Source organism: Gordonia sp. Z-3, from assembly GCF_036233855.1.
GTDB lineage: Bacteria > Actinomycetota > Actinomycetes > Mycobacteriales > Mycobacteriaceae > Gordonia > Gordonia tangerina.
Genome location: NZ_JAZARS010000005.1, coordinates 181,537 through 206,064, shown reverse-complemented (window position 1 = coordinate 206,064; position 24,528 = coordinate 181,537). Strand labels below are relative to the sequence as shown.

The following is a 24,528-nucleotide window of genomic DNA, read 5'->3' as shown; positions in this document are numbered from 1 at the left end:
CGCCGCGGCTAGCGTTCCTCGGACGCGACGAGTCCGCGCCGGGTGAGCAGCGGTTCGATGCGTGGAGTCCGCCCGATGAGCGTCTCGTGGGCGGCCAACGGGTCGATGCTGTCGCCGCGCGAAAGTGTTGCCTCGGCGAAGCGCCGGCCGTTGTCGCGCAGCAGTCCGCCCTCGGCGAGGAACCACTGTTCGGTCTCGGCGTCGAGTACTTCCGACCAGATGTAGGAGTAGTAGCCCGCGGAATAGCCGCCGCCGAAGATGTGGTTGAAGTACGCGCTGCGATACCGCGGCGGGATCAGGTCACCGGTGAAACCTGCCGCCCGCAACGCATCTCGTTCGAACTGCGCGACATCGTCGACCGTGTCGTCGGCGGTGATCCGATGCCAGGCCAGATCGAGCTGCGCGGCAGCGAGATACTCGATCGTGGAGTGCGCGCTCTCGGTCTTCGCCGCATCGCGTGCCGCATCGGCCAGCGCCGCCGGAATGGGTTCACCCGTGGCGTGGTGCCGGGCATACTGCGACAACACATCTGGATGCAATGCCCACATCTCGTTCACCTGCGACGGGAACTCGACGAAGTCCCGCGGCACCGACGTACCCGATTGCGACGGGTAGTCGACAGCCGACAACAAACCGTGCAGGGCGTGTCCGAACTCGTGGAACAGAGTGGTCAGCTGGTCCATCGTCAGCAGGCAGGGCGCGCCGTCATCGGGTTTGGTCAGATTGGCGACGTTCACCACGATCGGTTGTGTGGACAACACCATCGACTGGTCGACGATGTTGTTCATCCAGGCGCCGCCCCGTTTGGACGGGCGCGCATAGAAGTCACCCAGGAACAGGCCGATGCTGCGCCCCGCCTCGTTGATCACGTCCCACACCCGCACGTCGGGGTGGTAGCCGTGCAGGTCGGTTCGTTCGATGAATCGCAGTCCGTACAGTTTGCCCGCGGCATAGAACACCCCGCGCTGCAACACATTGTCGAGCTCGCAGTAGTCACCGAAGTCGTCGAGCGGAACCGCAGACGCGGCCCGCCGCTCCCGTTCCAACCAGTAGGTGAGGTCGGCCGAGCCGATCTCCTCGTCGGCGAACCGGTTCAGGCGGGTCAGTTCGCGTCCGCCCGCCCGCAGGGCGGACGCGGTGAGCTCGGCCAGCAACTCGACGACCGCGGCCGGGTTGGGTGCGGTCTCCTCGGCGATCACATACTCGGCATGGTCGCGATACCCCAGGAGTCGGGCACGTCGAGCGCGAAGCCCGACGATCTCGAGGACGAGCTCACGGGTGTCGTGGTCGTTACCCCGCGCACAGCGCGAGATCGACGCGTCGAAGACCCGTTGCCGCACCGAACGATCCGTGAGCCCCGTGAGTACCGCCTGGCTGCTGGGTAGTTCCAGGGTGAGCAGGTAACCGGATTCGTGTCCCGCGTCGGCTGCCGCCCGGCGAGCGGCGGCGACCTGTCCCGCCGAGAGCCCGTCGAGCTGGGCGATGTTGTCGACGAGCACCGCCGAGGCATTGGTGTCATCGAGAATGCGTTGCGAGAACGTCGTGCTGAGATATGCCAGCCGCGAAGAGATCTGGCGTATCTGTTCTTGCTCGTCCGGGCCGAGCCCGGCGCCGGCCCGCACCGATTCGCGATAGCGCTTGGCGAGCAACCGTTGCTGCGCCTCGGTCAGGTCGAGTTCGTCTGCGCGGTCGTGCAGCGCCGAGATCCTCTCGAACAGTCGCCGATCCATGGCGATGGTGTTCGCGTGGTCGGTCAGCAAGGTCGAGAGTTGCTGGGAGATCTCGTTGCGCTGCGGGTTGGTGTCCGGCCCGACGAGATTGAAGAAGATCCCGCCGGCCCGAGCGAGATCCCGCCCGGACAGTTCCAACGCCTCTACGGTGTTGGCGAACGTCGCGGGCCGTGGGTCGGTGGCGATCGACTCCACCTCCGCGAGATGGGTCGCCATCGCCTCACCGAAGGCGGGCACGAAGTCGTCGTCGGAGATCGACGCGAAGTCGGGCAGTCCGTGCGGCAGCGGACTCTCGGCCAGTACCGGGTTGCGGCGGTTGTCCAACGGTCTACTTCCCCTTCGGCTTGTCTCCCAGTGAGTCGGTGGACAGCGCGGCGACAAACGCTTCTTGCGGGACGTCGACCCGCCCGATCGTCTTCATCCGCTTCTTGCCCTCTTTCTGCTTCTCGAGCAGCTTGCGCTTGCGGCTGATGTCACCGCCGTAGCACTTGGCCAGCACGTCCTTGCGGATGGCACGGATGTTCTCGCGCGCGATGATCTTGGAGCCGATGGCCGCCTGCACCGGTACCTCGAACTGCTGACGCGGGATCAGTTCCTTGAGTTTGGTGGCCATCTTGTTGCCGTACGCATAGGCCGCATCCTTGTGCACGATCGCGCTGAACGCGTCCACGGCCTCCCCCTGCAAGAGGATGTCGACCTTCACCAGCTCGGCTTCCTGCTCGCCGGCTTCCTCGTAATCCAGGCTGGCGTAGCCGCGGGTGCGCGACTTGAGTGCATCGAAGAAGTCGAAGATGATCTCGGCCATCGGCATCGTGTAGCGCAGCTCGACGCGGGTCTCCGAGAGGTAGTCCATCCCGCCGAGATCACCGCGCCGGCTCTGACAAAGTTCCATGATCGCCCCGACGAACTCGCTCGGAGCGATGATCGTCATCTTCACGATCGGCTCGAAGATCTGCTTGGCCTTGCCCGCAGGCCAGTCCGATGGATTGGTGACGGTGATCTCCTGCCCGTCCTCCATGATGACCCGATAGACGACGTTGGGTGCTGTCGAGATCAGGTTGAGGTTGAACTCGCGTTCGAGGCGTTCACGGGTGATCTCCATGTGCAGGAGCCCGAGGAAGCCGCAGCGGAAACCGAACCCGAGGGCCACCGAGGTCTCCGGTTCGTAGGCGAGTGCCGCGTCGTTGAGTTGCAGCTTGTCCAGCGCCTCGCGCAGCACCGGGTAGTCCGAGCCGTCCACTGGGTAGAGCCCCGAGTAGACCATGGGCTGCGGCTCCCGGTAGCCCGTCAATGGCTCCTCGGCCCCGTGCTTGGCCGTGGTCACGGTATCGCCGACCTTGGACTGCCGCACGTCTTTCACACCGGTGATCAGGTAGCCGACCTCACCGACTCCCAGCCCCTTGGATGCCTTCGGTTCGGGCGAGACGATGCCGACCTCGAGAAGTTCATGTGTCGCGCCGGTCGACATCATCAGCACCTTCTCGCGCGGCAGGACGCGTCCGTCGACGACACGGACGTAGGTGACCACCCCACGGTAGGTGTCGTAGACCGAGTCGAAGATCATTGCGCGCGCCGGAGCGTCCTGATCACCTTCGGGCGGGGGGACCTGCCGGATGACCTCGTCGAGCAGTTCGGCCACGCCGGCTCCGGTCTTACCCGACACCCGCAGCACCTCGTCGGCCTCGCAGCCGATGATGTGCGCGATCTCCGCGGCGTAGCGGTCCGGATCGGCCGCCGGCAGATCGATCTTGTTGAGGACCGGGATGATCGTCAGGTCCTTGTCCATCGCCAGGTAGAGGTTGGCCAGCGTCTGCGCCTCGATGCCTTGGGCGGCGTCGACCAGCAGAATCGCCCCTTCACAGGCCTCGAGGGCACGCGATACCTCATAGGTGAAGTCGACGTGGCCGGGTGTGTCGATCAGGTGGATGACGTAGTCGGTGGTGGCGCCGTCGGTCTCGGTGACCTGCCACGGCAGGCGCACGTTCTGCGCCTTGATGGTGATGCCGCGCTCACGTTCGATGTCCATCCGATCGAGGTACTGCGCGCGCATCTGACGCTCCTCGACCACGCCGGTCAGCTGCAACATACGGTCGGCCAGGGTGGACTTCCCGTGGTCGATGTGGGCGATGATGCAGAAGTTCCGGATCCGCGCGGGGTCGGTGAAGGTGGTGTCAGCGAAGGTGGGAATCGAACTGCTCCTCGGACGTGCGGCATGGTGACGCGGCCGAAGGTGACCACGTCGCTGGGTCCAGTTTCTCATGCCCGCCACGGTCGGCGTCGGCGACGCTCGCCGCTACGGTTGTGCAATGGCTGCCGCGCCCCCTCCGAACAGTCCCGAGTCGCATACGTACGACGCCGACTCGGTGGTGGCCGAGGTCACCGAACCCGGCCACGATCGGATCGGGGTGGCTGTGCTCGCGCACGGCGCCGGCGGCAACCGACACGCGGTCATCCTGCGCGTGCTGGCCGACGAGCTGTCCGCGCGGGGCCTGCTGGTGGCCCGTATCGATCTGCCCTACCGACAACGACGCCCCAAGGGCCCGCCGAGCCCGTCGACGGCGGCTGCCGATCGTGCCGGCATCGTCGCGGCCTGCGAGACGTTCCGGCTCGACGGTGTTCCGCTGATCGTCGGCGGTCATTCCTATGGCGGTCGGCAGGCCTCGATGGCGGTTGCCGAGAATCCGGATCTGGCCGATGGCCTGCTGCTGACGTCCTATCCCCTGCACCCGCCGGGCAAACCCGACCGGCTGCGGACCGAACATCTGTCGTCGATCTCGGTGCCCACGGTGATCGTGCATGGCAGTACCGATCCGTTCGCCACACCTGCGGAACTCGCCGACGCGGTGGCGTTGATCCCGTCGCCGACCCGCGTCGTCGAGATCGAGAAGGTCGGCCACAATCTCAACCCCGATCGCGCACCCACCGCCACGGTGACCGCCGACGCCGTGTTCGATACCCTGATGGGCTGACCCGCGATGCGACTCACTCCGCGTACCGCTGCGACACGTACTCTCGCGCGCGCGATCTGCTACTCCCCTGACCTCGACGGCGCCGCCGATCCGGGCGAGATCGTGTGGACCTGGGTGCGCTACGAGGATGATCCCGATCAGGGCAAGGACCGCCCGGTGCTCGTTGTCGGCCGGTCCGGCGCGAATCTCCTCGGATTGATGCTGTCCAGCAGGGAGTATCACCGCGAGGACCCTGATTGGATGGGTATCGGCAGCGGGGTGTGGGATGCGTCGCGGCGGGAGAGTTTCGTTCGGCTCGACCGGGTCCTGGTCGTTGCCGAACACGGCATCCGTCGCGAGGGCGCCATTCTCGATCGTGCGCGGTTCGACCGGGTCGCGGCCCGTCTACGCGCCGACTTCGGCTGGCACTGACCGCTAGGCCAGCCGGGTGATCTCCACGACGACATCGAGATCGGTTGCCCCGCCACCGGTGTAGATCCCCTTCAGGGGTGACACATCCGAGTAGTCGCGTCCGACTCCGACCGACACGTGCTGCTCGGTGATGCCGGTGGCATTCGTCGGGTCGTAACCCCACCAACCACCTGTCCACGCCTCGATCCACGCGTGGCTCTGCCCCTCGACCGTCTTGTCGATGGCCGCATCGGGTTTCGGGTGCAGATACCCCGAGACGTATCGGGCGGGGATGCCGAGGCTGCGCAACATCAGCAACGACAGGTGCGCGTAGTCCTGGCAGACACCTTTGCGTTCGTTCCATGCGTCGACGGCGGTGGTGTGCACGCCGGTCGTGCCAGGCACGTACTTCATCTCCTCGTGCACGTAGCGGCACACCGCCTCGACGGCCGCATCGGGATCGAGCCCTTTGGCAAGTCGCGTCGCCGCCGAGGCCAGCTGTCGGTTCTTCGGCACGTACCCGGTGTAAGAGAGCATCTCGTCGTAGCGGTCCTCGACGTAGTCGCTGCGCACGTCGTCCCAGGTGCGTTGCTCGGCGACCGGGACCCGGCCACCGGCCTCGGTCTCCACCACCGACATGCCGGACACCTCGAGTTCCTCGTGCGGTGCGTGCAGGTCGAAGGCGGTCACCGCAGTGCCCCAGTAGTCGGTGTAGCGGTAGGACCTCGTGGCCGGCACCGTCTCGACCCGGTTGATGATGACGTTTTGCCGGTTGTCGCTGCGGGGCGTGAGGCGGGCCTCGTTGTACGACGACGTCACCGGACTCTTGTAGGCGAATCCGGTGGAATGGACGACGCGTAGACGCCAGCTCACAGTTCACTCTCCTCGATCATGTGGTCCTCCGAATCGCTCACGCGGGCGTCGGCCCACGAGACATACGGCGACACATGGAAGTATTGGCCGGTCACCGCCTCGTTGACCGCGCGGCAGGTGTCCTGGAGATCGAGCAGACGGTCCTGCAGGTCCTCGAGCAGATTGCCCGGTTCGATGAACTCCAACGAGCTGCGCGCACGGCCGAGGAGCAACAACGCCTCGGCTTGGGTGCCGACGCGGCTCGGCCGCTTCTCCAGGTCGTTCAGATTGTGCTCGGCCACCCGCAGCGCGTGGAACACCGACCGCGGGAACAGCCTGTCCACCAACATGAACTCGACGATGTTCTCCGCGTCGAGCCGTCCTCGGTAGGTGCGCAGGAAGGTGTCGTGTGCACCGGCTGACACCAGCACACTGACCCACGACGGCGACGTGACGCGATCGCCGGCGCGCGACAGCAGCATCCGAATGGTCATGTCCACGCGTTCCACCGACCGCCCGAGCAGCAGGTACCGGTAGCCGTCGTCGTGGCTGAGGGTGGCGTCGGCGAGTCCCGCGAACATGGCGGCCCGGTTCTTCACGTAGGACAGGAACTCGTGCGGGCCGAGCCGGCGAGCCCGACGTTCGGCGTCGTTGAGACCGTTGTAGGTGGTGTTCAGGCACTCCCACATCTCGCTGGACGTGACCTCACGCGCACCACGTGCGTTCTCCCGGGCCGACCGGATCAGGTCGACGATCGAACCGATTGCGTCCTTGTCGTAGGCGACGCGCTCGGTCAGGGCCCACACGTCGATCAGATCGTCGGTACTCGGCGTGTCCAGACCCAGAACCTGGATAACCAGGCGTGCCTGACGGTCCACGTCGACAGTCGCATCCTCGAGCAACTGGTGGATCGCGACGTCGAGAATGCGTGCCATGTCGTCGGCACGTTCGACGTAGCGGCCGATCCAGTAGAGCGATTCCGCGTTGCGCGCCAACATCATCAGTGCTCACCACCCTGCTGTTCGAGGCCCTGCTGCTGTTGTTGGGTCTGGGTGTGCAGCGGGTCGGGAGCGTTCTCGGCCGGGCGGGCGGCGGCGACCCCGCTGGCGTTGACCACCTTCGCCCCGGAGAGTTCACGATCTTCCGACGAGCGCGCCGACGCGAGCACCCACGTGTCCTTGGAGCCGCCGCCCTGACTGGAGTTGACCACCAACGATCCCTCGGGCAGGGCGACGCGGGTGAGACCACCGGGCAGAACCCACACCGACTCCCCGTCGTTGACGGCGAACGGCCTCAGGTCGACGTGCCGGGGCCGCACCTCCCCGTCGATCTTGGTCGGCACCGTCGACAACTGCACGACGGGCTGTGCGATCCATCCGCGGGGGTCGTTGCGTACCTTGCGGGCCAACGTGTTCAATTCTGCCTTGGTGGCGTCCGGACCGAACACGATGCCGTAGCCGCCGGAACCCTCCACCGGTTTGACCACGAGTTCGTCGATCCGGTCGAGCACCTCTTCGCACTCGTCGTCGAGCCAGCACCGCAACGTGTCCACGTTCTGCAACGAGGGTTTCTCACCGAGGTAGTACTCGATGATGTCCGGAACGTAGGTGTAGATGAGCTTGTCGTCGCCGACGCCGTTGCCGACCGCACTCGAGATAACCACGTTGCCGGCGCGGGCGGCATTCAGCAGGCCTGCGACGCCGAGCATGGAATCCGGCCGGAACTGCATCGGATCGAGGAAATCGTCGTCGATGCGGCGGTAGATCACGTCCACCCGCTGCTCACCCTCAGTGGTGCGCATGTAGACGATGTTGTCGCGGCAGAAGAGGTCTCGACCCTCGACCAACTCGACGCCCATCAGTCGCGCCAGCAGCGAATGTTCGAAGTAGGCGGAGTTCGCGACACCCGGGGTGAGCACCACGATGTTGGGATCGGCCTCGTTGAACGCCGCCGATGCCCGCAACGCGCGCAACAGGTGACTGGGATAGTCGGCAACCGCACGCACCCGATGCGAGGAGAACAGATCCGGGAAGACCCGCGCCATGGTGCGCCGGTTCTCCATCACATACGAGACGCCGGACGGGGATCGCAGGTTGTCCTCGAGTACCCGGAAATCGCCGTTCTCGTCACGGATGAGGTCGATACCCGCGACATGGATGCGAACCCCGTTGGGCGGACGGATGTTTGCGGCCTGCCGATGGAAATGCTCACACGAGTGCACAAGCCGTTTCGGCAACACCCCGTCGCGCAGGATCTCCTGTTCGCCGTAGATGTCGTCGAGGAACAACTCCAGGGCCTGCACCCGTTGGGTGATACCGGCTTCCAGCTTGCTCCATTCGCTCGCCGAGATCACCCGCGGCACAACGTCGAGCGGGAACGGTCGTTCCTTGCCGGACAGCGAGAACGTGACACCTTGATCGATGAACGCGCGGCCGAGTGCATCGACCCGCACGTCGAGGTCGGCCGTATCGTAGGCCGACATCGCCTTGTAGATGCCGCGGTATGGTGCGCGCACCTCGCCGTCGGCGTCGAACATCTCGTCGAAGGCCTTGCCGTACGGCCCTTTCGAGTATCCGGCGAAGATCGTGTTGTCGATCGCCTTGGGTTCACGGACCGTGGTCTTGGCACGTTTGGCCGGTTCCTTGGACCGCCCCTTGGTGCCCGCGGCCTTGGTGTCGGACTTTCGCCCGGACGACGACTTGGTGGCCTTGGTCGACTTGTTCGCCGGGCTACCAGTAGTCGTGGTGGACTTCGTGGCCTTGCTGGCGGCTCGCTTGCTGGCGGAGGTCGTCGGCGCGGGACTCATAACTTGACATGGTGCTACAAAAACCGCGATTCGGCAGGACTGTTGGTCACGGGCGTGCCACGCCGATCACCGACGGCGCAGCGCGCGTACCCGACGCCGGGCACGACGCGCCACGTTCATCGCGCGTGTCCGCAGCCTTGGGCGGTCGTCACGGATCGGCGCCTCCTTGACCATCTCCGCCATGGTCGTGACAGCGACGTCGAGTATGTCCTGCGTGGTCGGCGGCTCGGCGTCGGCACCCGCGGCGGTGGACACCTCCAGATCGGCGAGATCGCCGGAGATGACGTAGCCACGCGACCGGACGGCCGCCACCATGTCATCGGCGGCGCTCGCCGCCCAGACACGTTGTTCTGCGCTGAGCCCCAGGGGCGCGCCGTGCGCGCGTTTCAGGATCTGGATGACCTGACCCTTGACCACCCCGTCATAGCGGCTCCAATGCACGTCCGACGGCTGCAGATGGTGATTGAGTCGGCGCAGGTACTCGGCCTGTGCCGCCGGCAACGACGAGTTCAGGTTCGGCACATCCATCGTCAGCGGCGCCGGATCGACGTCGAGTACCCGCAGGAATCTCTCCCAGATCGATTCCCCGGGAGTGTCGCGGCGGGTCGGTACGGTCACCAGATGCACTCGTTGCGGGCCCACCGCGTCGGCCCAGTCGGCGAGGATCCGCACATAGTCCTGGAACTCCCAGAACGGTTCCTCTTCGCCGCCGTCGGTCGGTGGCACGAAGCCGGGCACCGCCGGTCCGTGCTCACGCACCGACGCCAGGAACTCGGCGAAATCGGCACGCCGCTGGTTCTTGATGTTCTCCTGCCACACCGAGGGCAGTTGCCGCGCCAGATCGCGGACGGTTGCGATGACATGGATCTCGTCGGCGAAGGAGAGGTCCGACATCAGTGTGTCGATGTGTCGCGGTGTGGCCGTCGCATACAGCTCGTGGGAGAGCAGCGATTTTCCCGGCCAGGCCTTCATCTGACCCAGAAGGTTGGGCCACGCGTCATCGAAGTCCGGGTTCACCCAGTCCAGGTAGCGCTCGGGCTGCAGATGGGTGGCGGCATGGAAGTGATCGGTCATGTGATTGCCCGGATAGAGCAGTCCCGACGACCGTAACGCCAGGTCACGATTACGCCAGAGGCGGTCCTGGAGGTGGGTGGTGCCGGTTTTGGGCAGGCCGATGTGAAGGAAGACGACTGACATGATGATGGTCAGCCTAATGGTCACCGCCGACGATTTGGGCAGGGTGGGAGCCTACTGGTAATGTCGATCGCTGTCGCAGCGTCGACGTGATCCACCGGATTCACGGCAACAGACCTGCTGGAAACAAGGCAACTACCAACCAGATCAAGAGGGATACACGCGTGGCCAACATCAAGTCGCAGATGAAGCGTAACCGCACCAACGAGGAGCGTCGTCAGCGCAACCAGTCGGTGAAGTCGTCGCTGCGCACCGCGATCCGCAGCTTCCGCGAAGCCGTGGACTCCGGCGACAAGGACAAGGCCGCCGAGCTGTCGCGTGCCGCGGGCCGCAAGCTCGACAAGGCTGCCTCGAAGGGCGTCATCCACGCCAACCAGGCCGCCAACAAGAAGTCGGCGATGGCCATCGCCGTCAACAAGCTCTGATTCTGCTGAAGTCTTTCAGTTCACCCCGGTGACGTCCCACGCGGTCACCGGGGTGAACTTCGTTGTCCGGGCGCCGGACGCAGATCCGCCACGGTTCCGACGGCGTTGGCGAGGCTGAAGGCCGGGTCGGCTGCCTGGCCCTTCACGTCTCCGTTGAGTTGCGCGACCACCTGAACCGCAGCCGCGATGGACGCCGAGTCCCAGGCACGCGCCTGCGCCTGCACCTTCTTGACCCGCCGCGGTGGCATGCCCAGCTCGGACGCGGCCGCATACTGATCCATCGACCCGATCGCGCGTACCCGGGCGATTGCATGCACGGCCTCGGCCAGCGCATCGGCCAGCAGAACACGCGGTACCCCATGGTGTTCGGCCCAGGCCAGCGACTCCAGTGCACCCGGCCGGTCGCCGGTCACCGCCTTGTCGGCAACCTCGAATCCGGTGATCTCCGGGCGGCCCTGATAGTAGAGACGCACCGCGTCGACGGTGACCTTCCCGTCGGTGTCGGCGACGAGTTGAGCGCAGGCCGCGGCCAACTCCCGCAATTCGGCCCCGACTCCCTCGACGACCTGCTCCACCACGTCGTTGCTCACCCGCGCACCGAGTATCCGGAATTCTCTGCGTACGAAGTCCATCCGCTCGGACGGCCATTTGGGCGCTGCGCAATCGTGTTCGGTCGCTCCGGCCTTCTTCAACGCAGGCACCAACGACTTCGCGCGACCACCGCCGGTGTGGATCACCATCAGCGTGATCCCGTCGGGCAGTTCCCCGGCCGCCTGTGCGATCAACGCGACCGGTTCCTTGCCCGCGTCGGCCGCCGACTCCACGACCACGATCCGGTCTTCGGCGAACAGCGACGGACTCAGCAGCTCCGCCAACTCGTGTTCGGTGACATCCCCGGCGCGCACCCGCGTGACCGGGACGTCCGTGCCGGCAGCCGCAGCCTGCGCAGAAGTGATCGAGCTGATCACCCGACCGGTCAGGAAGTCGTCGTCTCCGAGCAGCAGATGCAGGCGTTCACTCACGCCGACAATGCTGCCAGACCACGCCGACAGCACCGAGGGCGCACACGGTCACGATCGACACGACCACCGCACCGGTCAGCCCGGACGGTACAGCCATCGCCGCCCACGACGTTCGCCCAAACACCCGCGCGCAGGTCAGCATCCACCACATCTCCGGTGCCAGTGCCCGGATCATCAACTCGGCGCAGAGAGCACCGAGACCGCCGGGCCCACCCAACGCCCCCACCACGGCGGCCGCGGTCCCGACGATAGCGATCACCCCGACCACCGGGGCCACCGCAATGTTCGCCGGCAACCCGACCACACTGAACCTGCCACTGATCATCGCGACGACCGGGGCCGTGACCAGTTGCGCCACCAACGCCATCGCCATCAACTCGGCCAGCCCGGACGGCACTCCCCACCCCCGCAACCGGTCCCGCACCGGCGCCGACCACAGCACGAGGCCCGCCGTCGCGATCACCGACAGTGCAAATCCCGGATCTGCCGCGAGCTCCGGCCACCACAACACACCGAGAACGACCGCCGACCCGAGCGCCGGCAACGCCTGCGCCCGCCGCGACCTGATCAACGCCAACAATCCGATCAGGCCCATCATCGCCGCCCGCAACACACTCGGCGACGGGCGAACCAGGATGACGAAGCACACCACCACGACCGCCCCGACCACGGCCGTCAACCGCGGCGACGCCCCGAGCATCCGCACCGCCAGCACCGCAGCGCCACAGACGATGGCGAAGTTGCTCCCCGACACCGCGACCAGATGGGTGAGCCCCGCCGCACGGAAGTCGGCCCGCACATCCGCATCGAGCCCGCTGGTGTCGCCGAGTACCAGACCGGGCAACAACCCGGCCGCGTCCACCCCGAGGGCACGTGCGGATATCTGCTGCAGCCGTTGACGGATGAATGTCGCCAGCCGCTGGTGCGGGGGCGGTCGACCGGACAGCCGCGGAGCCGACACCCCGGACAGACGCGCGACGAGCAGTTCGCCTCGTCGCGGTGGACTCACCCGGACGGTGGCCGAGAAGCGCTGGCCCACCGCGAGTTCCGACCAGCTCTCGGCGGGTCCGGTCAACTCCGCGGAGGCCGGGGCGACCGTCCGGCCCGAGATCTCGGTCACGTCGACTCCGACCCGTACCCGCGACGACGCAGCGCCCAGCGTCACCGCATCGTCGCGGATCACACCCTCGACCCACGCCTTCCCGTCGATGTCGGTCAGCGGATGAGTCGCTGCGGCTGCCAGGCGCACCGCCATCGCGCCGGCGGTCACCGTCGCCATCCCGGATGCGATCACCACCAACGACACCGCCGCCCACGTCACCCACCTGCGCGCGACGGCGAGTAGGGCGACCGCACACGCCAGCAGGCCGCCCAGCATCACCGGCCACACCGACCAGCGGGGGCCGAACATGATCAGCAACGTCACCGCCCATGTGGTCAGCCCGGGGACCACCAATCGGTAGTCGCCACCGGGCACGACGTCGCGTGCCACGCGCCCCGCGCTCACACCGTCACCAGCTCGCGCAGCCGGGCGAAGCGAGTGGGACCGATCCCATCGACCTCGGCGAGCTGGTCGACCGAGGTGAACCGACCATGGGTGTCACGCCAGGCGATGATGGCCTGTGCAGTCACCGGCCCGACTCCGGGCAACTCGTCGAGTTGCGCCTCGGTCGCGGAGTTGAGATCCACCTTCCCGGTCGACGAACCGCCGGTCGCGGATACGCCCGGCTGCGCTGCCGCCGATGTGCCCGACCCGGGCGCAGCCACCTGACCGCCGGCACCGACAACAGCACTGCGCAGCGCCATCCGCCCACCGTCACCGCCGTGCCCGACCAACACCTGGTCGCCGTCGTTGAGGCGCTGTGCCAGGTTCAGCGACAGGAGATCTGCGCCCTTGCGTGCTCCGCCGGCCCGGGCGATGGCGTCGGCCACGCGCGCCTCCCCGGCCAGCCGTACCAGCCCCGGACGATGCACCAGCCCCACGACGCTGACCACCACTTCGACCGGCGCCTGCCCTGGCTGCGCCTGCCCGGCCGAATCAGGTTGTGCTGGTGCCGATGACGCAGCCACCTCGCCCGTGGCAGTTGGGCCGGCACTCGCCGGGAATGCCACCGGTGTGGGCGTGTCCGATCCACCGCGCAGGAGCGAGAACCCGGCCACCGCACACGCCGCTATCCCCACCAGGATCAGGGCGATCGCCGCGGGCGGCGCGACCACGAGGCGGCGGCGCACGGCGCCGTTCACCCCGTCGTCCACGTCGTCGTCCATGTCGCCGAACCGATCACCGACACTCATCCGCTGCCCGGCCCGCTCCGCATCGGGGACCGGCGTGAACCAGGTGGGTACCGCCGTCACTCCCCACGGGCCGCCCACACCACCGGAATCGGGGGTTTCGGATTTCGGATCGCTCTGCAGCACAGAGCTTTCCGATCCTGTTCCATCGATCGTCGGTGCACGGGTGTCGAGCCGATCGAGACCGGACCGGCGACGCGAGGAGGTTGTGCCCATGCCAGTGAAGGCTATGGTCGTTTCTCGACGAATCGAACGGCGAAGCGACTGGGGGCGACGATCTGTGGATCAAACCAGCGGCTGTGGAATCCGCCGCGGTACCCTCAGAATTCGATCGGCTCGAGGTGGGTGGCCAGGGTGACCCCGATGGCGCCCGGGCCCACATGACAGCCCAGCACGGGCCCCAGATCGACGATCACCCGCGAGGTCACCTCACGCAGGCGACCGGCCAGTCCGTCGGCGAATTCCGTGGCCAGACCGGGAGATCCGCAGTGCTGAATTCCCAGTGTCACCGGTCGTCCGGCCGCCGACTCGACGGCCGCTTCGGCCATCTTGTCCAGCGCTTTGGAGAAGGTGCGGTGGCGTTCACGCAGGGTCAGCATGCCGTCGACCATGTGCAGGATCGGCTTGATGGACAGCGCCGAGCCCAGCATCTTGCTCGCGGCGCTGATCCGGCCGCTCTGACGCAGATTCTCGAGTTGGTGCACGCACAGCATCGAGTCGATGGTGGCGGCCTGCCGGATCGCGGACTCGTAGACGCGATCACGGTCGGCACCCGTACTCGCCGCCTGCGCCGCACCGATGGCGGTGAAACCGACGGCCAGTCCCACCGACCGGGAATCGACGATGCGGACCTGTCCCGAGAACTTCTCGGCCGCCAGGCGACCGGCGCTCCAGGTTCCCGACAGGCGACGCGACATGTGGACCGCAACCACTCCGTCGCCGTCGCTGTCGGCCAGCGCCTGTTCGTAAGCGGTGCCGAGTTCGTGCGGATTGGCCCCTGAGGTCGTCACACCCGGGTGAGAGACGATGTCGGCGGGCATCTCGTCCACGCCTTCGCGATAATCCTCGTCGTCCAGCGTCAGGTGCAACGGCACCTGCCGGATACCGTAGTGGTCGGCGATCTCGGCGGGCAGGCGCGAAGATGAATCGGTGACGACGACGACTGGCACGCGTCTACGTTAGCCGGTCGGTTTCGGTGCGGCCGGGGGCCCGTCGGCACCGTTGCGGCCAGGTGTGGTCAGCGCCTCGCGCACCACCCCGATGACCTCGTCGGCGATGCGCCGGTGACAGTCGAATCCCCAGTGAATGCCGTCGGGGTTCATCGTCTCGGGTCGCTGCTCGAACGCGTCGCGGGTGACCGGGTAGAAGTCGGCGATGCGCAAATCGTGCGAGCGCCCCCATTCGAGCATCGTCGCCGTGGTCGGTATCCGGCCTGAGTGCACGTATCCGTAGTACGGACTGCGGTGTGTCGGCGGCAGACACAGCACGATGGGCAGGTCGGGCCGGAGCTCGGCGAGTGCTGCGCGGATCTTCTCCAGGTATTCGACGGTGACCGCCGGCGGCAGCGCAAGCGGCCATCCGACCTTCGACAGTCGTGGCTGCAGCCACGAGTAGCCGTCGCGCACCGCTTGGCGCAGTCGCGGCGGACGCACATAGCGGATCTGCTCGCGCAGCGCAGTGGGCAGCGGCGAGGGCAGGCTGTCCATCCCGCCGAACGCCAGCACCACGACCTCGGCGGCGGGCACCGCCGCCCAGATGGCCGGGTCCTGTGTCAACGCCCACCAGACATCGCGGCTGGTCCAGCCGATCCGACCGAACAGCGCCACATCGCGGTCGCAGCCCGCCCCCACCAGCGAGGGCCAGATCCGGGGGTCGTCGGCGGGGAGACCACCGGTCGGTCCGTAGTAGGCCAGCGAATCCGACAGGATCAGAATGGTCACTGCACGCCGGCGTCGGCCACCTCGGCCGAGGCATTCCACACGTCCAGCCGCCACCGCGGCGGGCTGCCCGGTATTCCGTGTCCGGACAGCTGCACCCAGCTGGTGTTCGCCAGTCCCCCGAAAACCGGCCACGACTTCCGGTCCAGATCCAGCAGGGCCGCGGTCATCGCCGCGATGACCCCGCCGTGTGCCACCAGCACGACCGGCGCCTCGGGACGTTCACCGCTGCCCCACTCGTCGACGATGTCGACGAGTTCGTCCACCAGCGGGGTGGCCCGGGTCGCGACGTCGATTCGGCTCTCGCCGTTCGGTGGCGCCCAGGACGCGTCGTCGCGCCAGATGCGCCGCGCCCCCGGCATCTCGGCATCCACCTCGAGGTGGGTCATGCCCTGCCAGTCACCGAGATGTGTTTCACGCAGGCGCTTGTCGGTGGTGACCGTGAGCCCTGTCCGCCGCGCCAACGCCTCGGCGGTGTCGCGGGCGCGGGTCAGATCGGAGGACAGGATGCGCATAGGTGCGCGATCGGCCAACGCGACCGCGGCGTCCTCGGCCTGGCGCCGGCCCAACGTCGACAGCTCCGTGTCCAGCTGCCCCTGCATCCGGCTCGTCGCGTTGTAGTCGGTCTGCCCGTGACGCAACAGGATCAGCCGACGGACCACCGGCGTGAGACGTTCCACGGAGGTGTCGTGACTGTCCGGTCCGCCGCTCACGCGAGGCCGTCCACGTCGATGACCGGGCAGTCCTTCCAGAGCCGCTCCAGCGCGTAGAACTGCCGCTCGTCGGTGTGCTGGATGTGTACGACGATGTCGGCGTAGTCGATGAGCGCCCACCGGCCCTCACGGGTGCCTTCCCGCCGCACGGGTTTGTGACCGGCTTCGCGCAGTTTGTCCTCCACCTCATCGACGATCGCGGTCACCTGCCGTTCGTTGTCGGCCGACGCGATCACGAAGATGTCGGTGATGACGAGTTGTTCGGAGACATCGATGACCGTGACATCGTGGGCGAGTTTGTCGGCGGCGGCGTGTGCCGCCACGGTGGCCATCTGCAGCGCTTCGGCTGAGGCAGTCACTGGAGTCCTTCCGTCGGGGTGCGGTGCGGTGTGTGAGGCAGGTCTGGTCGTCGCAGTGAGATCAGGGCGCGGACACCCCCGGCGAGGACGCCTTCGGCGCACGGTACAGCTTGCGTTTGGCGATGTACTGGACGACTCCGTCGGGAACGAGATACCAGACCGGACGCCCGCGCGCGGCGCGGGCGCGGCAGTCCGTGGACGAGATCGCCAGCGCCGGGATCTCGAGCATCTGCAACGTATCCGGCGGCAGCGAACCGAGGTGCGCAGCGAGATGCTTGGCGTGCAGTTCGTAGCCGGGTCGGCTGACGCCGATGAAGTGCGCGAGTTCGAACAATCCCTCCCAGTCCTGCCAGGACAGGATCGATTCCAGCGCATCGGCGCCGGTGATGAAGAACAGCTCGGCGTCGGGATGGTGCTTGCGGAGATCACGCAGTGTGTCGACCGTGTAGGTGTCGCCGTCACGTTCGATGTCGACGCGGCTCACGCTGAAGCGCGGATTCGATGCGGTCGCGATGACCGTCATCAGGTAGCGGTCCTCGGCCGGACTGACCGCCCTCGCCGCGTCGATGACGTGGCCGTCCTCGTCCTCACCCAGCTTCTGCCAGGGTCTTCCGGTCGGGACGAAGATCACCTCGTCCAGGGAGAACCGATGGGCCACCTCACTGGCGGCCACCAGGTGACCGTTGTGGATGGGATCGAACGTGCCACCCATGATGCCGATGCGGCGTGCGCGCGGTCGCGTGGACGTCTGCCCGTCGGTGGCCATGACGTGTGAGTTTACGCGGTCGACCACACGGCACCCGGTGACCCGCTGCAGATCACACCGGCAGCAGGTCGGCGATCACTCGTCCGAGCTGGGTGGCGTTGCGACATTCGAACATCTCGATGCCCTCGGCATACTCTGTCGCGGCGGAGTCCCCGGTGCCCCAATTGCGCTCGGCCTCGGGATTGAGCCAGTACGCATGTCGGGCACGGTCGACGAGTTCACGGAGCGCTCCCAGCCGCGGATCGTGGTAGTTGTTGCGGGCGTCGCCGAGGATCAGCAGTGCCCCACGGTGGGTCAGCGAGTCGGCGTATTCTTCGACGAAGCCATTGAGCATGTTGCCGTAGTCGGAGTGTCCATCGCGGGTGCTGATCCGGGCCGTGGTGATCATCCGATGCATGCTGGCACCGAAGTCCTCGTCGTCGGAACCCCGGTCGAAGAAGTCGGTCACCTCGTCGACGGTGTCGACGAAGGCGAAGACCCGGACCTTCGAGAACTGTTGACGCAACGCATACACCAATCGCAGCGTGAACTGGGAGAAACCCGCCACCGAGCCCGACACGTCACAGATGACGGTGAGCTCCGGACGCCCCGGTCGGGGTTTGCGATGCGTGAGCTCTATCGGCACACCGCCGGTCGACATCGATGCCCGCAACGTCTTGCGCACGTCGACCGCGCCACGATGCGATCGGCGGCGACGAACTTCCAGCTTCGCCGCCAACAGCCGTGCCAGCGGCTCGATCGTGCGTCGGATTTCGGCGAGGTCCGACGCACCGGCCGACAGGAAATTGATGTTCTCCGGCAGCTGCGGCACGGCATACTCCGCGACCCGTTCACGGCCCTTGGCACCGGCCATCCGCCGCTGCGTCTCCGCCTCGATCGCAGCACGCAGATCGGCCGATCGGGCGCGCGCCGCACTCCGGTAGCGGGGCTCGGTACCCGCGCGGTCGCCGAGCGAGTCGTCGTCGCCACCGCCGGCCATCGCGGCCGCGATCCGCGCGATCAGCGTCTGCGGACTGATCTGCGACAACGCCTGATAGGCCGAGTACGCCTCGCCGCGGGTGGAATCGTAACGTCCGAGCTGGTCGACGATGAGCGCCACCATCTGCGCGAGCCGCGCGTCCGCATCGGGCGACTCGTCGGCGAGCAACTCGGCCAGCTGGTCGCGGATCGCCTCCACATCCACCTCGCCGTCCTGCGTTCTCGGCAATTCGGAGACCGCGGTGCGCGCGCCGGTGCCCAGCGGAAACCACAGGTCGAAGACGGTGTCGAACACCCGGCGATGCATCTGATCGCTGATGAGGGTGGCGGCCAGTCCCTCCCGCAAGGTGCGACGGTCGAGCAGATCGAGCACCTCCACGGCTTGCGCCGCGTCGATGAGCGACGACGGCCCGACGACGATACCGCGGGCCCGCAGCTCGTCGACGAAACCGGTCAGATGATCGATCAACGGCACCTCGGGTGCCGCCTGCGCCGGAGGGGACATCAGCCCAACTTGAGTTCTTTGAACGCCGTCTTCAGATCCGGGCGGTGCTTGAGCACCACACCCAGGGTGCGCGCGATCAGACCGTCGTCAAGAGTCGCGCCGGAGCCCGTAGTCGATTCCCCCGCGCCGAGCGCCAGCAGGGTGTTGCCCCAGTCGATGGTCTCGGCCACCGACGGCTTCTTGCGGATGTCGAGGGTGCGCAACACACCGACGACCCGCACCAGTTCCGCGGCGAGTGCGTCGGGCAACCCGGGCACCCGCGACGCCAGGATCTCGCGTTCGCGGACCGAGTCGGGGAAGTCGATGTAGAGGTACAGGCACCGACGCTTCAGCGCCTCGGAGAGATCGCGGGTCGCATTGGACGTGAGGATGACGATCGGCCGCCGGGTGGCGGCAACCGTGCCCATCTCGGGAATGGTCACCGCGAAGTCACTGAGCACCTCGAGGAGCAGACCCTCCACATCGACGTCGGCCTTGTCCACCTCGTCGATGAGAAGCACCGTCGGTTCGGGTCTCGAGATGGCCCGTAGCAGCGGACGCGGCAACAGGAACTCCTCGGAGAAGATGTCGCTCTTCGCCTCGTCCCAGTCTCGTGTCCCGGTGGCCTGGATGTGCAGGATCTGTTTGGCGTGGTTCCACTCGTAGAGTGCCCGCGCCTCGTCGATGCCTTCATAACACTGCAGTCGGATGAACTCGGCATTCGTCGACTGCGAGATCGCCCGCGCCAGTTCGGTTTTGCCGACGCCGGCGGGGCCTTCCACCAGGAGCGGTTTGCCGAGCCGGTCGGCCAGGTACGTCGACGTGGCAGTGGCGTCGTCGGCGAGATAGCCGGTGTCGCGCAGCCGTGTGGTGACGTCGGCGACGTCGGCGAACGATGGCACGGTGGTGGGCCCGCCGGTCGCGGCGGTCGTCTCGGCCATCAGGCGGGCCTGATGTGGCCGTCGCCCCAGACGGTCCACTTCGTCGAGGTGAGTTCCGGCAGCCCCATCGGACCGCGCGCATGCAGTTTCTGTGTCGAGATGCCGATCTCGGCACCGAACCCGAACTGCTCACCGTCGGTGAACGCGGTCGACGCGTTGACCATCACCGCCGCCGCATCGACCCGCGAGGTGAATTCCCGCGCGGCGGCCAGATCGGTGGTGACGATCGCCTCGGTGTGACCGGTCCCCCAGGTGTCGATGTGGGCGACCGCCGCATCCAGGTCGTCGACGACCTTCATCGCGATGTCCATCGACAGATACTCTTCGGCCCAGTCGGTGTCCGTCGCCGGCTCCATACCGGGTTCATCACCGTGGATCACCACGCCCTGCGCCTGCAGGGCCTGCGAGATCTTCGGCAACGCGTCGGACGCCACGGCCTTGTCGATGAGTACCGTCTCGGCGGTGTTGCACACGCTTGGCCGCCGTGTCTTGGAGTTCAACACGATGCGCGTGGCAACGTCGAGGTCGGCGAGTGCGTGCACGTAGACATGACAATTGCCCGTGCCGGTCTCGATGGTGGGCACGGTGGCGTTGGCCACGACTGCATTGATCAGTCCGGCGCCCCCGCGCGGGATCACCACGTCGACCAGGCCGCGGGCACGGATGAGAGCGGTGACGCTCGATCGGTCCTCGCTCGGCAGCAGCGCAACCGCGTCGGCGTTGACACCTTTGTCGCGCAACACCTCACGCAGGATGCGGACGAGTTCGGCGTTCGAGTTCGCGGCGGACGACGAACCGCGCAGCAGCACCGCATTGCCCGACTTGAAGGCGATACCGAAGGCGTCGACGGTCACGTTCGGCCGCGCTTCGTACACCATGCCGACCACACCGAGCGGCACCCGGAGCTGACGCAATTCCATGCCGTTGGGCAGCGTCTTGCCCGACACGACGGTGCCGATCGGATCCGGTAGGACCGCCACCTGGCGGAGTCCGTCGGCAATTCCGGTGATGCGTTCCGGGGTCAGCCGCAGCCGGTCGATCAGGCTGGCCTCGGTGCCGTCGTTGTCCGCGCGGGTGATGTCGGCGGCATTCGCGGCCAGGATCGCTTCACTGTCGGCCTCGATGGCCTCGGCCGCTGCGAGCAGAACCTCGTTCTTGGCCGCGGTCGTCAACCCGGCCAGGGCCCGCGACGCGACCTTGGCGGCCTTGGCCAGACCCGCGACGACCTGTTCGACGTCGGTCGCCACCACGCCCGAATCGGCGGTGGGTGCACTCATGGAATCCTCGACTTCGCCTGCGGAAATATGTCGCCCACCAGAGTAGCTGTGCGTCCGGAAGTGCCCCAATCCCGGCTGTTGCGCCGATCACGATCGCGGCGTAGCATCGAACGTGAGTTCGAATCAATCGATCGGGGGGGTCGATGTCGGTGGACGTATCGGTTGTGACGCCGGGTAACGCCGAACCTGCTGCAGAGACGCCGGCTGCGCCCGACTTCCTGCGCTCCATGCCGGATTCGATTGCATCGCTTGCCGTAGCCGACACCGAGGCCGCTGCGACCAAGCGTCTGACATTGCTCGAGGAGATCAAGTCGGCGTGCGCTGCCGCACAAGTGCGTGAGACGGCGCGACTCGAGGAGTTGCGTGACGCCGACGAGCAGATGCGCAACGTGCCGGCATCCCGGCGCGGACGCGGCCTGTCGGCAGAGGTCGGTCTCGCACGCAAGGTGTCCCCGCGAAAAGGCAGTCAATACCTGGGTTTCGCACGGGCTCTCGCCCACGAGATGCCGCACACGATGCGGGCATTGACCTCCGGGACGCTCACCGAGTGGCGCGCCACCATCCTGGTCCGTGAAACCGCTTATCTGACAAAAGAAACCCGAACCGAGATCGATCGACGCATGTGTGCCGATCCGGCCACACTCGACGGCGTCAGCGATCGCGCACTCGAGGCCTCGGCCAAAAAGCACGCCTACGAACTAGACCCACACGCCGTGGTCGCGCGGTCGGCCCGGGCGGAGAAGGACCGTCGGGTCGGGGTGCGCCCCGCCCCGGATCTGATGACGAAACTCTCGGCACTGCTACCCCTGAAGCAGGGAGTCGCGGTGTACGCGTCACTCAAGGCACATGCCGACGCGACCGTCGGGGGTGACGATCGAACCCACGCGCAGATCATGGCCGACACGCTCGTCGAGCGGGTCACCGGCCAGGACTGCGCCGAAAAGGTCCCGGTCTCGGTGAACGTGGTCATGTCAGAACGCACCATGCTCACCAACAGCCATGAGGCCGCGGAGATCCCCGGATTCGGCCCGATCCCGGGCAGCCTGGCGCGACAGATGATTGCCGAAGGTACCGACGATACGACGAGATCGACGCTGCGACGATTGTTCGCACGCCCGCGCGACGGCACGCTGGTCTCCATGGACGCGCGGTCGCGCACATTCCCCAAGGCGTTGGCGCATTTCATCGCCATGCGTGACCGACTGTGCCGCACACCGTATTGCGGCGCACCGATCGCCGAGACCGATCACGCCCATCCGCATAGACACGGCGGCGCCACCACCGACGTGAACGGCGACGGCGCGTGCCGCGCGCACAACCTGGCGAAGGAGGCCGACGGCTGGCGATACGCCGTGGTCAACACCCCCGGCGGCCACCGGATGGAGATTCATACGCCGACCGACGGCATTCACCTGTCCGCAGCGCCACCGGTGGTCGGGCATATCCCGGATACCACGAGCGTGGTCGAGTCCCACCTGCTCGCACTGCTCAACGCTGCGTGAAACCCTGGTGCCATGAGCAATCTCGTGGCCTTGATGGGCGCCACCTTCCTGGCCTTCGTCAACTACGCCGCGTTACTTCCCGTGGTACCGATGTGGGCGTCGAACGGTGGCGCCGGAAGTGTGGTGGTCGGTGCCACCACCGGGGCGATGATGGCGGCCACCGTGGCGACACAGCTTTCGATGCCGTGGTTGTTCCGACGCGTACCACTGCGCACCATGATGGTGCTCGGCGCCGTCCTGCTCGGTGGCCCGACGCCGCTGTATCCGCTGGCGACCGACGCCGTACCGATCGTGGTGATCACCGTCATCCGCGGTATCGGCTTCGCCTTCATCGTCATCTCCGGGGCGGTGATCGTGGCCGACCTCGCCGGTCCCCGGAAACTCGCCTCGTATTCGGGCTATTACGGTGCCGCTGCCGCGCTGCCGAACATCGGCGCGTTGGCCGGCGGCGTGTGGGCCGTCGACGTCCTCGGCTATCACCTCGTGTTCTACATCGCCGGAGCAGCGGCCCTGGCAGGCGCGGTCATCGCCTGCCTGCTTCCGAGCGGACTGTACGGGCGTTTCCGACTGCCGTCGATATCGGACGTGCGGCCGATCACGGTCCCGATCGTGGTGTTCGTGATGGTCGCGGGCGCCTTCGGCGCCACCACCACATTCCTGCCGCTGTCCGGACCGGGCGCGGCGACTGTCGCCGCCGCACTCCTCGCCGGCTCCGTCACCTTGGTGGCCGGGCGGCTGGGTGCCGGATTCCACGGTGATCGGCGCGGTGCGGGGCGACTGCTGGTGCTCTCGGTGCTCATCGCCGCCGTGGGCTGCACCATCATCGGAACATCATTGGACGGACCGGGCTGGTCGTTGATCCTCGGTGCCGCGTTGTTGGGCGCCGGTTTCGGTTCCTGCCAGAATGATTCGTTCGTCGTGACAGTGCAACGTCTCGGCCCAGATCGCAGCGGGACCGCCAGCATCATCTGGAATATCGCCTACGACGGCGGCCTCGGTCTCGGTGCCGTCGGATTCGGTTGGTTCGTCGGCCGACTCGGCTACGCCGATGCGTTCCTCGCAATGGCAGCAGCCATCGCTGTCGTGACCCTCGTGTGCGCGCGGTTCGTCTCCCCGCCCAGTCCGTCCGCCCCCGTGTCAGGCACCGCAGGACCGTAGAACCTGCGCCATCACATCACGCGACCGACGATCGACAGGGAGCTGGTAGGCGGCCATCACCATGACGAACTGAGTCACGTACTGGCAGTGGAACCCCCGATTGGGCGGCATCCACTCGGCCGGGGCCTGATCGGATTTCGTGAGGTTCGAGGCCGCGTCGGCGGCGACCAGGTTCGCGGGGTCGTTCGCCAGATTCATCCGCGCCGTTCGCGGCCACGCCCACGCACCCATGTCCCAGGCGTATGCCAGCGGAACGATGTGATCGATCTGCACGGCGCCGGGACGTCGGTCGCGGCGGAAGACGATGAACTCACCGGTGTACGGGCTACGGAACTCGCCGGCGACGACGGCGTCAGGGCAACTGTCGACGACGGCTCGACGCACATCGACCAAGTCACGCGCCAGAACGTCATTTCGGGTATCGCACCCGTTTCCGCCACCCGTCACCGTCACAGCGTCGGTCCAAGCGGCCCCGAATGCCGCACGCTGGTAGTCCGAGCGCTCGGCGCGGCGGTCGGTCACCGACAGGCCCGCGAGTCGCAGCGACGCCGCACCCGCTGCGCTGCCCGCCGCCGAGTCGGTGGACGCTCCGCGCCCGGACAGAGTCAGACCTCCGGCCACGATCACCGCGGTCAGCACGCTGCCGACGAGGATCAGCCACCACCGCAGTGGCCACGCGGCGCCCGACACCATGACAGTTGGACGCGGCAGCCGCGTGTTCGGTTCCGCTCTG

23 protein-coding genes are annotated in these 24,528 nt (G+C 67.0%); 5 read left to right on the top strand and 18 right to left on the bottom strand.

From position 1 onward, the window contains the following. Positions 1–8: 8 nt before the first annotated feature. Positions 9–2,054 carry a M3 family metallopeptidase gene (locus VX037_RS07735; protein WP_328713801.1) on the bottom strand — a complete coding sequence of 682 codons (2,046 nt, stop codon included), beginning with the start codon at positions 2,052–2,054 and terminating at the stop codon, positions 9–11. Positions 2,055–2,058: 4 nt separating this feature from the next. Further along, positions 2,059–3,990 carry a translation elongation factor 4 gene (gene lepA, locus VX037_RS07730; protein ID WP_287016761.1) on the bottom strand — a complete coding sequence of 644 codons (1,932 nt, stop codon included), beginning with the start codon at positions 3,988–3,990 and terminating at the stop codon, positions 2,059–2,061. 46 nt (positions 3,991–4,036) lie between these two features. Between lepA and VX037_RS07725 the strand changes: the two genes are divergently transcribed. Together VX037_RS07725 and VX037_RS07720 are read left to right on the top strand one after the other, a co-directional pair. Next, positions 4,037–4,699, top strand: coding sequence for an alpha/beta hydrolase family protein (locus tag VX037_RS07725; protein ID WP_266062870.1), 663 nt, complete (start codon positions 4,037–4,039; stop codon positions 4,697–4,699). Positions 4,700–4,705: 6 nt separating this feature from the next. Beyond that, complete coding sequence (locus VX037_RS07720; RefSeq protein WP_235722653.1) at positions 4,706–5,110, top strand: type II toxin-antitoxin system PemK/MazF family toxin; 405 nt, start codon at positions 4,706–4,708, stop codon at positions 5,108–5,110. 3 nt (positions 5,111–5,113) lie between these two features. Here VX037_RS07720 and VX037_RS07715 read toward each other — a convergent pair whose 3' ends face one another. The 4 genes from VX037_RS07715 to VX037_RS07700 form a co-directional block, all read right to left on the bottom strand. Further along, positions 5,114–5,962 (bottom strand): transglutaminase family protein, encoded by an 849-nt coding sequence (locus VX037_RS07715; protein ID WP_235722652.1) that lies wholly within the window; start codon positions 5,960–5,962, stop codon positions 5,114–5,116. After that, complete coding sequence (locus tag VX037_RS07710) at positions 5,959–6,942, bottom strand: alpha-E domain-containing protein (protein ID WP_235722651.1); 984 nt, start codon at positions 6,940–6,942, stop codon at positions 5,959–5,961. Before VX037_RS07710 ends, VX037_RS07715 begins: the two co-directional genes overlap by 4 nt. Continuing rightward, positions 6,942–8,747 (bottom strand): circularly permuted type 2 ATP-grasp protein, encoded by a 1,806-nt coding sequence (locus VX037_RS07705; protein ID WP_235722650.1) that lies wholly within the window; start codon positions 8,745–8,747, stop codon positions 6,942–6,944. Before VX037_RS07705 ends, VX037_RS07710 begins: the two co-directional genes overlap by 1 nt. A gap of 66 nt (positions 8,748–8,813) precedes the next feature. Continuing rightward, positions 8,814–9,944 carry a sulfotransferase family protein gene (locus VX037_RS07700; protein WP_287016758.1) on the bottom strand — a complete coding sequence of 377 codons (1,131 nt, stop codon included), beginning with the start codon at positions 9,942–9,944 and terminating at the stop codon, positions 8,814–8,816. A gap of 161 nt (positions 9,945–10,105) precedes the next feature. Here VX037_RS07700 and rpsT point away from each other — a divergent pair, with 161 nt between their 5' ends. After that, positions 10,106–10,366, top strand: a complete 261-nt coding sequence (gene rpsT, locus VX037_RS07695) for a 30S ribosomal protein S20 (protein WP_235722648.1) — start codon at positions 10,106–10,108, stop codon at positions 10,364–10,366. 44 nt (positions 10,367–10,410) lie between these two features. Here rpsT and holA read toward each other — a convergent pair whose 3' ends face one another. The 11 genes from holA to VX037_RS07640 all read right to left on the bottom strand — a co-directional run bounded on the left by holA (position 10,411) and on the right by VX037_RS07640 (position 21,135). Continuing rightward, positions 10,411–11,388: a DNA polymerase III subunit delta gene (gene holA / locus VX037_RS07690; protein ID WP_328713799.1), complete on the bottom strand. Its 978-nt coding sequence runs from the start codon at positions 11,386–11,388 to the stop codon at positions 10,411–10,413. Then, positions 11,381–12,895, bottom strand: a complete 1,515-nt coding sequence (locus tag VX037_RS07685) for a ComEC/Rec2 family competence protein (RefSeq protein WP_328713797.1) — start codon at positions 12,893–12,895, stop codon at positions 11,381–11,383. The genes holA and VX037_RS07685 overlap by 8 nt, the downstream gene beginning before the upstream one ends. Next, complete coding sequence (locus VX037_RS07680) at positions 12,892–13,896, bottom strand: helix-hairpin-helix domain-containing protein (RefSeq protein ID WP_328713795.1); 1,005 nt, start codon at positions 13,894–13,896, stop codon at positions 12,892–12,894. The genes VX037_RS07685 and VX037_RS07680 overlap by 4 nt, the downstream gene beginning before the upstream one ends. Before the next feature lie 104 nt (positions 13,897–14,000). Beyond that, positions 14,001–14,849, bottom strand: a complete 849-nt coding sequence (locus VX037_RS07675) for a DegV family protein (RefSeq protein ID WP_328713793.1) — start codon at positions 14,847–14,849, stop codon at positions 14,001–14,003. Between the two features lie 9 nt (positions 14,850–14,858). Next, positions 14,859–15,620 carry a diglucosylglycerate octanoyltransferase gene (octT, locus tag VX037_RS07670; protein WP_287016754.1) on the bottom strand — a complete coding sequence of 254 codons (762 nt, stop codon included), beginning with the start codon at positions 15,618–15,620 and terminating at the stop codon, positions 14,859–14,861. Continuing rightward, positions 15,617–16,330, bottom strand: a complete 714-nt coding sequence (locus VX037_RS07665; RefSeq protein ID WP_287016753.1) for a histidine phosphatase family protein — start codon at positions 16,328–16,330, stop codon at positions 15,617–15,619. Before VX037_RS07665 ends, octT begins: the two co-directional genes overlap by 4 nt. Next, positions 16,327–16,689, bottom strand: coding sequence for a ribosome silencing factor (gene rsfS, locus VX037_RS07660; RefSeq protein ID WP_160901019.1), 363 nt, complete (start codon positions 16,687–16,689; stop codon positions 16,327–16,329). The genes VX037_RS07665 and rsfS overlap by 4 nt, the downstream gene beginning before the upstream one ends. A gap of 61 nt (positions 16,690–16,750) precedes the next feature. Then, entirely contained in the window at positions 16,751–17,455 is a 705-nt protein-coding gene (nadD, locus tag VX037_RS07655; RefSeq protein WP_235722637.1) for a nicotinate-nucleotide adenylyltransferase, read from the bottom strand. 52 nt (positions 17,456–17,507) lie between these two features. Continuing rightward, entirely contained in the window at positions 17,508–18,938 is a 1,431-nt protein-coding gene (locus VX037_RS07650) for a vWA domain-containing protein (RefSeq protein WP_266062864.1), read from the bottom strand. Beyond that, positions 18,938–19,858, bottom strand: a complete 921-nt coding sequence (locus VX037_RS07645) for an AAA family ATPase (RefSeq protein ID WP_287016752.1) — start codon at positions 19,856–19,858, stop codon at positions 18,938–18,940. Before VX037_RS07645 ends, VX037_RS07650 begins: the two co-directional genes overlap by 1 nt. Beyond that, positions 19,858–21,135 (bottom strand): glutamate-5-semialdehyde dehydrogenase, encoded by a 1,278-nt coding sequence (locus VX037_RS07640; RefSeq protein WP_287016751.1) that lies wholly within the window; start codon positions 21,133–21,135, stop codon positions 19,858–19,860. The genes VX037_RS07645 and VX037_RS07640 overlap by 1 nt, the downstream gene beginning before the upstream one ends. A gap of 227 nt (positions 21,136–21,362) precedes the next feature. On the opposite strand from VX037_RS07640, the gene VX037_RS07635 reads away from it, so the two are divergent. After that, complete coding sequence (locus tag VX037_RS07635; RefSeq protein ID WP_328713791.1) at positions 21,363–22,637, top strand: HNH endonuclease; 1,275 nt, start codon at positions 21,363–21,365, stop codon at positions 22,635–22,637. Positions 22,638–22,649: 12 nt separating this feature from the next. Then, positions 22,650–23,795 carry an MFS transporter gene (locus VX037_RS07630; RefSeq protein WP_328713789.1) on the top strand — a complete coding sequence of 382 codons (1,146 nt, stop codon included), beginning with the start codon at positions 22,650–22,652 and terminating at the stop codon, positions 23,793–23,795. Here VX037_RS07630 and VX037_RS07625 read toward each other — a convergent pair. Further along, the gene (locus VX037_RS07625) at positions 23,775–24,488 is read right to left on the bottom strand and encodes an HNH endonuclease family protein (RefSeq protein ID WP_287016750.1); all 714 of its coding nucleotides are present in this window, start codon (positions 24,486–24,488) and stop codon (positions 23,775–23,777) included. The two genes, VX037_RS07630 and VX037_RS07625, sit on opposite strands and share 21 nt — an antisense overlap. Positions 24,489–24,528: the final 40 nt, after the last annotated feature.

Bases quoted from the DNA above. Each gene is read 5' to 3' on its own strand.
- VX037_RS07640 (WP_287016751.1), bottom strand. From the start codon at position 21,135: ATGAGTGCACCCACCGCCGATTCGGGCGTGGTGGCGACCGACGTCGAA.
- VX037_RS07680 (WP_328713795.1), bottom strand. From the start codon at position 13,896: ATGGGCACAACCTCCTCGCGTCGCCGGTCCGGTCTCGATCGGCTCGAC.
- nadD (WP_235722637.1), bottom strand. From the start codon at position 17,455: ATGGCCACCGACGGGCAGACGTCCACGCGACCGCGCGCACGCCGCATC.
- VX037_RS07720 (WP_235722653.1), top strand. From the start codon at position 4,706: ATGCGACTCACTCCGCGTACCGCTGCGACACGTACTCTCGCGCGCGCG.
- VX037_RS07700 (WP_287016758.1), bottom strand. From the start codon at position 9,944: ATGTCAGTCGTCTTCCTTCACATCGGCCTGCCCAAAACCGGCACCACC.
- VX037_RS07625 (WP_287016750.1), bottom strand. From the start codon at position 24,488: ATGGTGTCGGGCGCCGCGTGGCCACTGCGGTGGTGGCTGATCCTCGTC.
- VX037_RS07705 (WP_235722650.1), bottom strand. From the start codon at position 8,747: ATGAGTCCCGCGCCGACGACCTCCGCCAGCAAGCGAGCCGCCAGCAAG.
- VX037_RS07635 (WP_328713791.1), top strand. From the start codon at position 21,363: ATGCCGGATTCGATTGCATCGCTTGCCGTAGCCGACACCGAGGCCGCT.
- VX037_RS07725 (WP_266062870.1), top strand. From the start codon at position 4,037: ATGGCTGCCGCGCCCCCTCCGAACAGTCCCGAGTCGCATACGTACGAC.
- VX037_RS07630 (WP_328713789.1), top strand. From the start codon at position 22,650: ATGAGCAATCTCGTGGCCTTGATGGGCGCCACCTTCCTGGCCTTCGTC.
- VX037_RS07650 (WP_266062864.1), bottom strand. From the start codon at position 18,938: ATGTCCCCTCCGGCGCAGGCGGCACCCGAGGTGCCGTTGATCGATCAT.
- lepA (WP_287016761.1), bottom strand. From the start codon at position 3,990: ATGAGAAACTGGACCCAGCGACGTGGTCACCTTCGGCCGCGTCACCAT.
- VX037_RS07645 (WP_287016752.1), bottom strand. From the start codon at position 19,858: ATGGCCGAGACGACCGCCGCGACCGGCGGGCCCACCACCGTGCCATCG.
- VX037_RS07710 (WP_235722651.1), bottom strand. From the start codon at position 6,942: ATGATGTTGGCGCGCAACGCGGAATCGCTCTACTGGATCGGCCGCTAC.